This is a genomic window from Streptomyces herbicida (assembly GCF_032656585.1).
In the GTDB taxonomy this organism is placed as follows: domain Bacteria; phylum Actinomycetota; class Actinomycetes; order Streptomycetales; family Streptomycetaceae; genus Streptomyces; species Streptomyces herbicida.
Map to the genome: position 1 here is coordinate 237,742 of NZ_JAUYWJ010000012.1, position 13,001 is coordinate 250,742.

The 13,001-nt window shown below is 72.4% G+C and carries 9 protein-coding genes; 1 reads left to right on the forward strand and 8 read right to left on the reverse strand.

Features of this window, described 5'->3' with window-relative positions; genetic code table 11:
* Positions 1-16: 16 nt before the first annotated feature.
* From Q8A52_RS25670 to Q8A52_RS25705, 8 genes are all read right to left on the reverse strand, one after another.
* Positions 17-940, reverse strand: coding sequence for a S66 peptidase family protein (locus tag Q8A52_RS25670; protein WP_316755622.1), 924 nt, complete (start codon positions 938-940; stop codon positions 17-19).
* Positions 937-2,889 carry a S9 family peptidase gene (locus Q8A52_RS25675; RefSeq protein ID WP_408649244.1) on the reverse strand — a complete coding sequence of 651 codons (1,953 nt, stop codon included), beginning with the start codon at positions 2,887-2,889 and terminating at the stop codon, positions 937-939. Before Q8A52_RS25675 ends, Q8A52_RS25670 begins: the two co-directional genes overlap by 4 nt.
* Positions 2,890-2,906: 17 nt before the next feature.
* Complete coding sequence (locus Q8A52_RS25680; RefSeq protein WP_316755626.1) at positions 2,907-4,211, reverse strand: M20/M25/M40 family metallo-hydrolase; 1,305 nt, start codon at positions 4,209-4,211, stop codon at positions 2,907-2,909.
* Positions 4,204-5,037, reverse strand: coding sequence for a M55 family metallopeptidase (locus Q8A52_RS25685; protein WP_316755628.1), 834 nt, complete (start codon positions 5,035-5,037; stop codon positions 4,204-4,206). Before Q8A52_RS25685 ends, Q8A52_RS25680 begins: the two co-directional genes overlap by 8 nt.
* 96 nt (positions 5,038-5,133) lie before the next feature.
* A complete protein-coding gene (locus tag Q8A52_RS25690) occupies positions 5,134-5,859 on the reverse strand; it encodes a class I SAM-dependent methyltransferase (RefSeq protein WP_316755630.1) in 726 nt (241 codons plus the stop codon).
* 138 nt (positions 5,860-5,997) lie between these two features.
* The gene (locus Q8A52_RS25695; protein WP_316755762.1) at positions 5,998-8,475 is read right to left on the reverse strand and encodes a SpoIIE family protein phosphatase; all 2,478 of its coding nucleotides are present in this window, start codon (positions 8,473-8,475) and stop codon (positions 5,998-6,000) included.
* A 137-nt stretch (positions 8,476-8,612) separates the two neighbouring features.
* The gene (locus Q8A52_RS25700) at positions 8,613-11,039 is read right to left on the reverse strand and encodes an MFS transporter (RefSeq protein WP_316755632.1); all 2,427 of its coding nucleotides are present in this window, start codon (positions 11,037-11,039) and stop codon (positions 8,613-8,615) included.
* A gap of 163 nt (positions 11,040-11,202) precedes the next feature.
* Positions 11,203-11,646 carry an SRPBCC family protein gene (locus Q8A52_RS25705; RefSeq protein WP_316755634.1) on the reverse strand — a complete coding sequence of 148 codons (444 nt, stop codon included), beginning with the start codon at positions 11,644-11,646 and terminating at the stop codon, positions 11,203-11,205.
* A 168-nt stretch (positions 11,647-11,814) separates the two neighbouring features.
* On the opposite strand from Q8A52_RS25705, the gene Q8A52_RS25710 reads away from it, so the two are divergent.
* Positions 11,815-12,870 (forward strand): Rv2578c family radical SAM protein, encoded by a 1,056-nt coding sequence (locus Q8A52_RS25710; RefSeq protein WP_316755636.1) that lies wholly within the window; start codon positions 11,815-11,817, stop codon positions 12,868-12,870.
* Positions 12,871-13,001 lie beyond the last annotated feature (131 nt).

Here is a 13,001-nt window from a genome sequence, read left to right on the forward strand (position 1 = left end):
GCCTTCCGGGTGAGGGTCAGCGCAGGGCGGGCTCGTCCAGGGTCAACGTGCCCGCGTCCGCGTCGAGTTCGGCCGCGGAACCGAACGGGATCGTCAACGCCCCCTCGCAGTGGCCGAATCCGAACTCCTCCAGCACGGGAATCCCGAGGCCGCCGAGCCGGTCGGCGAGGACGGCCCGCACCCGCTCATAGGGGCCGCACCCGCTCCAGGACCCGAGCCCGATCCCCGCGACACCGTCCAGCCAGCCGGTGCGCAGGAGTTGGGTCAGCAGCCGGTCGATGCGATACGGCTGTTCACCGACGTCCTCGATCATCAGCAGCCCGCCCCGGGTACCCGGGTGGGCGTGCGGCGTGCCGAGGTCGCCGGCGAGCACGCTCAGACAGCCGCCCAGCGTGACCCCCCGGGCCCGCCCCGGCACGAGGGCCGTGCCGGGGGAGGTGAGGGTGCGGACCGTCTCCGGGGCGAAGAGGGTGGCCCGCAGATGCTCGCGCGCCCGCTCGTTCTTGATGAAGTCGACCCCCGCGGCCGCCGGGCCGTGCAGGGTGACCAGGCCCAGCCGGGTGGCGAAGGCCTGGTGCAGGGCGGTGATGTCGCTGAAACCCACGAACACCTTCGGACCGGCGGCGCGCATCGCCTCCCAGTCGAGGAGGTCGACCATGCGCTGTGCGCCGTATCCGCCACGGGCGCAGAACACGGCGTCCACGGACGGGTCGCACCAGGCGCGCTCCAGGTCCGCGGCGCGGTCGGCGTCGGCGCCCGCCAGGTGGCCGAGGGCCTCGTGCACGTCCAGGGCGTGGGGGGCGACCACCGGTTCCAGATCCCACCCGCGCAGCAGGTCGAGGCCGGACTGCAGGCGCTCCTCGGCGACCGGTCCGCTGGGAGCGACGACGGCCACCCGGGCGCCCGGGGCCAGCCGGGACGGCCGTAGGAGTTGTTTCACTTGGCCAGCTCCAGCTTCGGTACTCCGGGCGGGTTCAGCCCGAACACCTGAGCGTACAGCGAGAGCTCCGCCTCCAGCGCGCGCACCAGGGTGTCGGCCCGCCGGAACCCGTGTCCCTCCCCCTCGAAGGCGATGTACGCGTGCGGCACCCGCCGCCCCTCGATGCGGGCGAGGAAACGCTCGCACTGCGCGGGCGGGCAGATGACGTCGTCCAGGCCCTGGAGCAGCAGGAAGGGCGCGGTGAGCCGGTCGGCGTGCTCGACGGGCGAGCGCTCCGCGTACCGGCCCGGGACCTCGGCGAGCGGCCCGACCAGGCTCTCCAGATACCGGGACTCGAAGTCGTGGGTCTCCCCCGAGCCCCAGGACGCGAGGTCGAGCACGGGATAGCGGATCGTGCCGCACGCGTACACGTCGGTTCCGGTCAGGGAGACCGCGGTGGTCCAGCCGCCGGCGCTGCCGCCCCGGATCGCGAGCCGGGCCCGGTCGGCGGTGCCCTCGTCGGCGAGGGCCAGCGCCACCGCCGCGCAGTCCTCGACGTCCACGACGCCCCACTGCTCGCGGAGCCGCTCGCGGTACGCGCGGCCGTACCCGGTCGAGCCGCCGTAGTTCACCTCGGCGACCCCGATGCCGCGAGAGGTGAAGTAGGCGATGTCCAGGTCCAGCACCAGCGGCGCCCTGCCGGTGGGTCCGCCGTGCGCCCGGACGACGTACGGCGGCAGCTCGCCGGCGGGGGCGACGCAGCCGGGATGGTGGGGCGGGTAGATGTGGGCGTGCACCTCGCGTCCGTCGGGTCCGGTGAAGGTGCGGATCTGCGGTTCGGGGTAGTAGGCGGGGTCCACCGGGTCCTGGTGCGGGGCACCGGCCGGCCGGGCCCGGCCGGTCCGTATGTCCAGCTCCACGACCTCGTACGCGCTGCGCGGGCTGGCGCCGACGCCGACGACCCGCTCGCCGTGCACGGCGAGCGTGGGCGCGAACTCGGTCCACGGCCCGGCCGCGTCGACGACCTCGCCGGTCTCCGGGTCCAGTATCCCGAGGGCGGTGGTACCGCGGCCGTGCACGACGGCGATCAGGCCGCCCCGCAGCGGGGCGAACCAGCGGTGGCCGAGCATCCACAGCGGTCCGCCGAACTCCTCCTCGCGCGGGCACAGCGGTTCGCCGTCCCGGTACAGATTCCACCAGCCGCCGCGGTCGCTCGCGTACAGCAGCCGGCCGTCCGCCGACCACTCGACCTGGGCGACGGCCTCCTCGGGTCCCCCGGCCACCGTCCGCGCCCCGCGCAGCGTGCCGTCGTCGCCGATCTCGGCCACGACCAGCTCCGTCCCGTCCCACGGCATGCGCGGATGGTCCCAGGCGAGCCAGGCGGCGCGCCGTCCGTCGGGCGAGATCCGGGGACCGGTGACGAACCGGTGGCGTTCCTCGGTGAGTTCACGTACGGCACCCCGGTCCGCCGCCGCCGATCCGTCCAGCGGCACCGCGGCCAGGACACGGCGCACATCGCCGGGACCCTCTCCGGTGAACTCCTCGAGCACGCCCCACACTTCGCCGCGCTGCAGGTCCAACTGCGGCTCCGCCCAACGCAGTCCGCCTCCCACCGGGGATACGGGGGTCAGCGGGCGCGGCTCGCCGCCGGGCTCGTACCCGTACAGCCGCTGGTCCGCGAAGTGCGTGAACACCACGAACGGCCCCTCGCCCCGCACGGTCCCGGCCCACGGCCGTCCGCCGTACTCCATCACCCGGCTGCGCACGTTCCACGGAGCGGCCAGAACGGACTCCTCCCGGCCGTCCGCCCGCCGGCGCACCAGCGTCCGCCGGCCGTCCTCCTCGGGCCGCGGCTCGGTCCACCACATCTCGTCCCCGACGAAGTCCACCCACTCGGGGGATCCGTCGTGCGCGGCGGCCAGGGCCGCGTCGACGGGCGAGGGCCAGGAACCGTACGCCAGGGTCCGCACGTCGTCTCCCACCGCCTCTAGGCCGTCCGCAGGAAGCGGTCGAGGACCCGGACGCCGAAGTGCAGCGCCTCGACCGGGACGCGTTCGTCGACCCCGTGGAACATCGCCTGGTAGTCGAAGCCCTCGGGGAGCCTCAGCGGTGTGAAGCCGTACCCGGTGATGCCCAGCCGCGAGAACTGCTTGGCGTCCGTGCCGCCCGACATGCAGAACGGCACCACATGCCCCTCGGGCGCGAACTCCCGCACGGCGGCGCGCATCTTGGCGTACGTCGGCGAGTCCACCGGGGCCTGCAGGGCGACCTCCCGGTGATGGAACTCCCACTCCACGTCGGGTCCGGTCAGCCGGTCGAGGGTCGTACGGAACTCGTCCTCGCCGCCGGGCAGATACCGCCCGTCCACGTACGCGACCGCCTCCCCGGGGATGACGTTGACCTTGTAACCCGCCTCCAGCATCGTCGGGTTGGCGCTGTTGCGGACGGTGGCCTCGACGAGCTTCGCGGCCGGGCCGAGCTTCTCCAGGAGCCGGTCCACGCCGCTCAGGTCCGCCTCGATGCCGTACAGGGCCGCGAGTTCGGTGAGGGAGGCCCGCACGGTCGGGGTGAGCCTCAGCGGCCACTCGTGCTCGCCGATCCGGGTGATCGCGGCGGCGAGCCGGGTCACCGCGTTCTCCCGGTTGACCTTGGAGCCGTGCCCGGCCCGGCCGCGGGCGGTGAGCCTCAGCCAGCCGGTGCCGCGCTCGCCCGCGGCGATGGGGTAGATCTGCCGTCCGGTCCCGTCGTGGAAGGTGTACGCGCCCGACTCGCTGACGCCCTCCGTACAGCCCTCGAACAGCGCGGCGTGCCGGTCGGCCAGGAACCCGGAACCGTCCTCGGCGCTGGCCTCCTCGTCGGCGGTGAACGCGACCACGATGTCGCGCCGGGGCCGTACGCCCGCCCTGGCCCAGGCCCGTACCACCGCGAGGATCATCGCGTCCATGTTCTTCATGTCGACAGCGCCCCGGCCCCACACGACCCCGTCGCGGATCTCCCCGGAGAACGGGTGCACGCTCCAGTCCTCGGCCCGCGCCGGCACCACGTCGAGGTGTCCGTGCACGAGCAGCGCGTCGGCGGACGGGTCGGTGCCCTCGATACGGGCGACGACGTTGGTCCGTCCGGGGGTGCGCTCCAGCATCAGGGGCGCCGGCCCGGCCCCGGCCAGTTGCTCGGCGACGTACTCGGCGGCCGGCCGCTCGCGGCAGTCCCCGCCGCCCCGGTTGGTCGTGTCGATCCGGATCAGGTCCGAGGTGAACCGGACGACCTCGTCCAGCGCCTGCGCGTCAGCCATACTGCTCCTCCACCGCGGCCGAGACGATCGTGGTGACCGCCTTGAACGTCCGGATCCCCTCGTACATGGTGCCGCTGGTGTACGCCACCTTCCGCTCCCCGACCCGTGCGACGCCCGGTACGACGGTCGCGGCCTGCGCCAAGTGCTCGGCGTCGAATTCCAGCGCGATCGTGAACGGCCCGCCCCTCACGGGCTCGTGACGCACCGCCAGCGCGGCCGCCTCCTTGGCCGCGGCGCGGATGTCGGCGGCGGTCCTGGCCGGGGTGCGGCACACGGCCGCATACCGCGACACATGGTCCTTGACCGCGACCTTGAGCGCCTCCGGGGCGTATCCGAGCGCGTCCTCGCAGGCCACGTCGTCGCCGGTGACGAGCACGACGGGCACCCCGTATTCGGCGACGACATGCGCGTTCAGCAGTCCCTCACTGGCCCGTACGTCGCCCAGCCACACCCCGGTGATGGAGTTCGCGAGGTAGGTGTGCGCGAGGACGCCCTCCATGCCGGCGCCCGAGTGGTATCCGACGAACGCGATGCCGTCCACGTCCCCGTGCTGCACGCCCTCCACCATGGACAGCGACTTGTGCCGCCCGGTGAGCATCCGCACGCGCTCGTCCAGCCGCTCCAGGAGCAGGTTGCGCATGCTCCAGTGCGCCTCGTTGACGATCACCTCGTCCGCGCCGCCGTCGTAGAACCCGCGCACCGCGGCGTCGACGTCCGAGGTGAACATCGCCCGGCACCGCTCCCACTGCGGTGTCCCCGGCAGTACGTCCGCCGGCCAGGTGACACCCGTGGCGCCCTCCATGTCCGCACTGATGAGGATCTTCATGCTCCGTCACGTTACGCGCCGGAGGGGGAACCGGCCAGGAACCCGGCGGCCACCCTGCGGTATGCCGGGTGCGCCGCCACGGAGTCCCCGCCCCGGTCACCGCGTCCGGCCGGCCACCAACCACTTCGAGGGCAGCTCGATCCGCGTTCCGTCCGGTCGGAACTCGGCGGTCGTCAGCGGGAGTTCACCGCTCGCGAGGACGGTGAGCCCGGCCGACCGCAGATACTCGGGCACCGCGTCGTCCGCCACCTCGCCGGGAGCGATGCCATGGCGGAAGATCGGGGCCAGCTTGGGCGGCGGGCCCGACGGGCTCTGGGCCAGGCCGAGCAGGACGGGGCGGGCGGCCTCGGCGAGTTCGACGAGGAAGGCGCGGCCGCGCTCGCCGACCAGGGCCGCGATGCCGTCCACCAGCGGCTGGCGGTCGTCCGGCTCGCACTGGTGGAGCACACCCCGCATATAGACGTTGGCGTCGCCGAGCTCCGCGTGCAGCGTCTCGGTCTCGCTCTTCTCGGCGGCGTTCAGCAGCCGGTAGCTCGCCTGCCCCGCCCGGTCCGCGTGCCGGGCGTGGTCGAGGGCCGCGGCTGCGATGTCGGCGCCCACGACATGCGGGAAGCGGTCGGCGAGGAACCGGGTCTGGGTGCCGTTCCCACAGCCGAGGTCGAGCAGCGGCAGACCGGGATCCGTCAGGTGCGGCTCGAACAGGGCCAGATGGATTCCGGCCGACAGCGCGGGCTCCGCGTCCCAGAAGACGGCCCCCTGCTCGTCCGGCGCCTCGCGCCAGAAGCCCTCCCATGCCTCGCGGTACCGACTCGTCACGCTCATGCCCAACTCCCCAGGGTGCGACGCCGATCCGCCCGTAAGTGACGGGCCAGTACGGTTTATCGCGCCGGGGTTCCGGCGACAAGCGCGTGGCGCGTTCCTTCACTCCGTATTCGATACGAGTACGCCCTCGGGCGTGCGTCAGCGGCGCCTCAGGGTCAGTTCGAACCAGACGGTCTTCCCGGCACCCGTACGGCTCGTGCCCCACTCCCGGGCCAGTGTGCTGACCACGCGCAGCCCGCGCCCGGACTCGGCGTCGGGACCGGCGCTGAGCAGTGTCGGCAGAGTGTGGTCGTCGTCCTCCACCTCGCACAGCAGTGTGTCGCCCCGCACCAGCCGTAGCTGGACATGACGGCTGCGGGCGTGCCGTACGGCATTGGTGACCAGCTCGCCGGCCATCAGCTCGGCGTTGTCCGCCAGCCGGGCCAGCCCCCACTCGTACAGCTGCTCGCGGACCACCGCGCGGGCCCGGCCCGCCTCGGCCGGGTCCAGGGCCAACCGCCACTCGGCGACGTCCTCCGGCTCGATGCCGTTCAGGCGCGCCATCAGCAGGGCCACGTCGTCCTTGCGGCCGCCGCGGGTGTTGAGGGCACGGATGATGGTGTCGCAGGCGTCGTCCATGGAGGCCGCCGGGTGGGCGGCGGACTCGCACAGGGTCGCGAGGCCCACGCCGATGTCCTCGCCGCGCACCTCCACCAGGCCGTCGGTGCACATCACCAGCCGGTCACCGGGTTCCACGCGCACGCGAACCGCCTCGAAGGGGACCCCGCCGACCCCTATCGGTGCGCCCGTGGGCAGATCGAGCAGCTCGCTGCGGCCGTCCTCCGCCCTCACCAGCACCGGTGGGACGTGGCCCGCGTTGGCGATGTGCAGCTCGCTCTCGATCGGGTCGTAGACGGCGTACAGACACGTCGCCAGATAGGTGTCGCCGAGCCGCTGGGCCAGGTCGTCGAGATTGCGCAGCAGCTGGGCGGGCGGCAGGTCGAGGGCGGCCATGGTCTGCACGGCGGTCCGCAACTGGCCCATCATCGCGGCCGAGTTGAGGCCGTGGCCCATGACGTCGCCGACGACGAGGGCGGTGCGGGCGCCGGGCAGCTTCACCGAGTCGAACCAGTCGCCGCCGACCCGGCCGAGGAGGGTGCCGGGGAGGTAGCGGGTGGCGATGTCGCAGCCCGGCATGCGCGGCGGAATGTGCGGCAGCATGCTGTCCTGGAGCGTCTCGGCGACGCTCTCCTGGTACGTGTACATGCGCGCGTTGTCGAGCACGAGGCCCGCGCGGGCGGCGAGTTCAGCGCCGGTGACCCGGTCCATGTCGTTGAACTCGGCGCGCTCGGGATGGCGCAGCAGGATCATGAAGCCCAGGACCACGTTACGGGCCTTCAGCGGTACGACGAGCATGGAGCGGCCCGTGATCAGCGGCCGGATGTCGCGCTTCTCGAACTGCGAGGCGATGGCGTGGCCCATCTGCTCACTGATGCGCGGCACCAGGACCGGCTCGCCGGAGGTCATGCACTGGAAGAACGGGGTGTGCGCCGGGAACGGCATGGCCTCGCCGACGGGGACGACGTCGTCCCAGCGGCCGGGTTCGTCGGTGTGCTCGACGGCGACCCGGTGCCACATGGTGGTGGTGTCGGGCACACCGTCGGGGAACCCCTCGCCGGCGACGACCTGTTCGCGCAGATAGGTGCCGGCGACATCGGTGAAGCGCGGTACGACGGCCCTGCTGACCTCGATGATGGTCCGCGACAGATCGAGGGAGGTGCCGATCCTTCCGCTGACCTCGTTGAGGAACTCCAGGCGTTCGCGTACGGCGGTGTACTCCAGGTCCTCGACCTCGTCGCCGGCGAGTTGCTCCGGTACCGGCAGGCCCTGGGCCACGGCCCGGGCGGCCCGCTCCCGGCGTGCCTTGCGCTCGGTGCGCCGGGCGACACCCCAGTCGGGGGTGACGGGCACCCGGTCGTTCTGGCTGAACTCCAGCACGGGATACCCGAGTTCGAGGACCTGCGCGACGATACGGGCGCCCTCGCCGACGCTCATGCTGGGCAGGATCTCGGGCAGCCGGCGGGCGAGTTCCTCGGCACCGGGGAAGTCGGTGTGCAGGGCGAAGCCGGGCGCGATGCGCTCGAAGGCCGCGGTTCCGTACCCGCCCTCCGGCTCGCCGGGGTGCAGCCGGTCCGCGTCGGCGGCCAGCACCAGCAGCCGCTCACTGCCGGGTCCCACCAGGGGGTAGGCCCACCACAGCACGTCCACGCGGCCGCGGTCTCGCTCGGGCACGGTGATGCGGGCGCGGCCCGCCGCGGGGTAGTTCAGCCGTCCGTCGAGGGAGGACTCCAGGTTGGGGCCGAGGCCGTCGTACGCCGAGTAGGCGCCGTACGGGGTGATCTCGTCGTTCTCGGGGAGCGCTCCGGAGACGGGCAGTAAATCGAGGACGGACCGGCCGACCGCGTCCTCCTTGGGGGCGCCGAACAGCCTCCGGGCACCCGTGCTCCAGTGGGAGACGAGTCCGTCGCGGTCGACGACGACCACGGCCAGCGGGATGCGCCCGGCCGCGACGGTGTCCGCCGCGCCGCCCCCAGCTCCGCGGCTGGGAGGTGCGTCCCTCTCGGTGCCACGGTCCATGGCCAAGGCCCTCTCTCCCCACGGCTCCGCATAGATCTGTGCCGCCCGCCACTACCGTACGGGGACGGCTCGTCGCGATGTGTGGCAATTCTGGAATTGGTTTCACTTGATCGCCCGGGCGCCCGCCCGACGGTGCGTCAGTCCTCGTGTCCCAGCTGGAGATCTCGCTCCGTCCGTCCCCCGCCGGCCACTTGGAGCACGGTGGCAACCGGCGGGTAACCGGCCGCGATGACGGTGTATTCACCGGAGGAGAGGTCGACGAACCGGAACGTTCCGTCCGGGTCGGTGGTGAGGGTGTCCACGACGTTCCCGGCCGCGTCGAGCAGGGTCACGCGCGCGTCCTCGACGGGCCGTCCGTCGCCGGCCCGCACGGTGCCGCGCAGCAGGGCACCGCCCGCGAGCTCCACGTCCTGCCGGGTCTCCCGGGAGGCCTGCACGCTGACGGGGAGCGCGGCGGGCCGGAAGGCGGGCGCGCTGGCGGCGAGGGTGTACTCCCCGGCCACCAGCTCGCTGATGACGTATCCGCCCTCGCGCCCGGTGCGGGTGCTCGCGACGACCTCGCCGTGGACGTTGGTGAGCGTGACCGCGGCGTCCCGCACGGGAGTGCCGTCCGCGGTCAGCACGGTGCCCGCGAGGCGTCCGGCGCCGCCGAGGACCACGTCGAGTTCGACGGGCCGCTCTCCGACGGTCACGGACACCGCCTGTGGCTGGTGGCCACCCGCCGCGGCGATCAGCACGTACGCCCCCGAGCCGGGCGTGGACAGCGCATACCGTCCGTCCTCCCCGCTCGCGCCCCGGCCGATCTGCTGTCCCGCCACGTCGATGAGGGTGAGCGCGGCCCGGGGCACCACGGTCCCGTCGGAGTGCTGCACCGTGCCGCAGACGGGGACTCCGGCGGCGTACGGCGAGCGAAGCGAGATGGGGGTCCCCCCGGCCGAAGGCCGGGGGCGGGCCTGCGGGATCGGGGCGTTCACCGGTGCGGCCTCCTGGTGAGTGGCGGGGGCGTTGTGGGACACCAGCGGTTTCTCCTTGAGGAAGAAGGCGATGAGCAGGCCGAGGACGAGCACCGGGACGAGGTAGAGGAAGATCCGGGGCATCGCGTCCGCGTAGGCGCGGACGTAGGCGTCGCGCAGCTCCGGGGGCAGCGCGTGCACGAGCTGCGGGGTGAGGGACTCCGGGTCGGGGAGCCGGGCGCCCGCGTGCGCGGGGAGCCGCCGGTGCAGGGCGTCGGCGAGCCGGTCGGCGAAGAGGGTGCCGAAGACGGCGGCGCCGACGCTGCCGCCGATCTGCCGGAAGTAGTTGTTGGCGCTGGTGGCGGTGCCGAGGTCGGCGGGGCGCACGGAGTTCTGCACGGCGAGGATCAGCACGGGCATCACCATGCCGATGCCGGCGCCGAGGACGGCCATCCAGATGCTGTAGTGCAGCCGGGGCGTGTCGACGCCGAGCCGGGACAGGAGCCACATGCCGACGACCGAGAAAAGGCCGCCGAGGACGGGGAAGAGCTTGTAGCGGCCGGTGTGGCTGATGAGCTGTCCGGCGAGGATCGAGGCGCCGACGATACCGGCCATCATGGGCAGCATCAGCAGGCCCGACTCGGTGGCCGAGGCGCCGTCGACCATCTGCAGGAAGGTGGGCAGATAGCTGGCGGCTCCGAACAGGGCGACGCCGATCACCAGGCCGACCAGGCCGCTGACGTTGAAGACGGAGTCCTTGAACAGCCGCAGGGGGATGAGGGGTTCGGCGGCGCGGAGCTCGGCCACGAGGAAGAGGACGGCGGCGGCCACCGCGCCCGCGCCGAGGCCGAGGATCTGTCGCGAGCCCCAGGCGTATTCGGTGCCGCCCCAGCTGGTCAGCAGGACCAGGCAGGTGGAGACCGTGGCGAGGAGCAGCGCGCCGAGGACGTCGAGGCGCGCCCGGACCTGCGGCTTGGGGAGCCTGAGCACCACGGTGACGACGGCCAGGGTGAGCAGGCCGAAGGGCACGTTGACGTAGAAGCACCAGCGCCAGGAGAGATGGTCGGTGAAGTAGCCGCCGAGCAGCGGGCCGGCGACGGAGGCGAGGCCGAAGGCCGCGCCGATGAGGCCCATGTAGCGGCCGCGCTGCCGGGGCGGCACGATGTCCGCGATGATCGCCTGCACGCCGATCAGCAGGCCGCCGGCGCCGATGCCCTGGACCGCGCGGAAGGCGATCAGCTGGTCCATGCTCTGCACCCGGCCGGCGAGCGCCGAGCCGATCACGAAGACGGCGATCGCGAACTGGAAGACTCCCTTGCGGCCGAGGAGGTCGCCGAGCTTGCCGTAGACGGGCAGGCCCACGGTGGCGGTGAGCAGATAAGCGGTGATCGCCCAGGACATCCGGTCCAGGCCGTGCAGTTCACCGACGATCCTGGGCAGCGCCGTGGCGACGATCATCTGGTCCAGGGCCGCCAGGAGCAGGGCGAGCATCAGCCCGCAGAACACCAACCGGACGCGGTGCGGGCCGAGTTGGGCGACCGGACCCGGAGGCGGGACGGGCGCCTCCGGAGGTGCCACGGCCGGCTCGTCCTGCACCAGCGTCCCGCCCACGTACCGCTCCCCTCGTCGCGCTGCCGCACGAATTCCGCGTAAATCCACGCGTAAATCGACAACTGCGAGCAAGCGCGACGAGTTACGGCCACACAGGGCGGCGAAACGGAGATCCACTCGAACCGGTGAGGGATCAACCCGCCTTCCCCGTTTGCCCTTTGGGCTACTTCTCGACCTCGGCGGCGAGCTTGGCGAGGACCGCGTCGTAGATCCGGCCGAGACCCTTGGGCGCGAACGTCCTCTCGAAGAAGCCGCCGATGCCGCCGGCACCCTTCCAGGTGGTGGTCACCACGACCCTGGACCTGCCCTCGCCGGCGGGGGTGACGCGCCAGGTGGTGACCATGGAGGAGTTGCGGTCCTTCTCGACCAGCTCGCCGTCGGCCGGCTCGCCGACCTCCAGGAGGCAGTCGCGGACGCGCTTGCTGGTGGCCTGGAGCTTCCAGTGGACGAGGGTGCCCTCTCCGTCGCCGCCCTCGCGCACCTCGTACTCGCTGAAGTGCTCGGGCAGCAGCCGCTCGCGCGTGCCGGTGTAATCGGCGAGGGCGTCGAACACCTTCTCCGCGTTCGCCGCGACGATCCGCTCCGTAGTGGCCTCGACCTGCGCCATTGACTTCCTCCAGGACCTGAATTCTCGGGGTGGGGGAAAGCCAACCACCCCGGTCCCCGGCCGCCCAAATCGGGGTGCCTCCGACTGTCCGAAGCGATCGGAAAACACCCTTGCACGATCATGCGAACAGGTGTTCTATTCTGTGTGCAGCACTATCGAGGAGGCGTCATGCGCTGGGAGAACCTCACAGTCGAGCCCGAACACGGCCGGGCGGCCGATGCCGCGCTGTTCGGCGCGGACGCGGTGACCACCCGCACCTTCGACACGCCCGAGTTCCGCGGGATCACCTTCCACGAGATCCGGGCCCGCTCGATCCTCAACCGGGTGCCGGGCGCCTCGCGCATGCCGTTCGAGTGGACGGTCAATCCGTACCGGGGCTGCACGCACGCGTGCGTGTACTGCTTCGCACGCAAGACGCACAGCTATCTGGACCTCGACACCGGGATCGGCTTCGACACCCAGATCGTGGTCAAGGTGAACGCGCCGGAGCTGCTGCGCCGCCAGCTCGGCTCCCGCCGCTGGCAGGGCGAGCACATCGCGATGGGCACGAACGTCGACTGCTACCAGCGCGCGGAGGGCCGCTACGGCCTGATGCCGGGCATCATCTCCGCCCTGCGCGACCACGCGAACCCCTTCTCCATCCTGACGAAGGGCACCCTGATCCTGCGCGACCTCGACCTGCTGAAGCAGGCGGCGGAGGTCACGGACGTCGGCATCTCGGTCTCCGTCGGCTTCACCGACCCCGCCCTGTGGCGCACGGTCGAGCCGGGCACGCCCGCGCCCGAGCGGCGCCTGGAGGTCGTGCGGACGCTCGGCGAGCACGGCATCGGCTGCGGTGTGCTGATGGCGCCCGTGGTCCCGTTCCTGAGCGACGACCCGGCCCAACTGCGCGCCACAGTAAGGGCGATCGCGGCCGCCGGGGCCACCTCCGTGACCCCGCTGGTACTGCATCTGCGGCCGGGGGCCCGTGAGTGGTTCATGTCCTGGCTCTCGGCGCACCATCCGCATCTGGTGCGCCGCTACGAGCGGCTGTACGCGGAGGGCTCCTACGCGCCGAAGTGGTACCAGCGCCGGATCACCCGTCAGGTCCACGACCTGGCACAGGAGTACGGGATCGGCCCCACGCGCGCGGGGATGCCGCGCCGGATCCGCCCGCCCGAGCCCGCCGCGGCCGGGACCCCTGAGGCCGGAATGCCCGAACCGACCCAACTCACTCTGATTTGAGGGCGTTCGAGGGCAACATCCAACCCAATTGGGTCAATTATTGCCATAACATGTTCTTCCGGGCTCCCACTCCGGGACGATGCGGCGAGGACCGTGGCCCTCGCGGTCCGCACACCCTCCGTCCCGGGAGG

Bases quoted from the DNA above. Each gene is read 5' to 3' on its own strand.
- Q8A52_RS25695 (WP_316755762.1), bottom strand. From the start codon at position 8,475: ATGGACCGTGGCACCGAGAGGGACGCACCTCCCAGCCGCGGAGCTGGG.
- Q8A52_RS25680 (WP_316755626.1), bottom strand. From the start codon at position 4,211: ATGGCTGACGCGCAGGCGCTGGACGAGGTCGTCCGGTTCACCTCGGAC.
- Q8A52_RS25710 (WP_316755636.1), top strand. From the start codon at position 11,815: ATGCGCTGGGAGAACCTCACAGTCGAGCCCGAACACGGCCGGGCGGCC.
- Q8A52_RS25690 (WP_316755630.1), bottom strand. From the start codon at position 5,859: ATGAGCGTGACGAGTCGGTACCGCGAGGCATGGGAGGGCTTCTGGCGC.
- Q8A52_RS25705 (WP_316755634.1), bottom strand. From the start codon at position 11,646: ATGGCGCAGGTCGAGGCCACTACGGAGCGGATCGTCGCGGCGAACGCG.
- Q8A52_RS25685 (WP_316755628.1), bottom strand. From the start codon at position 5,037: ATGAAGATCCTCATCAGTGCGGACATGGAGGGCGCCACGGGTGTCACC.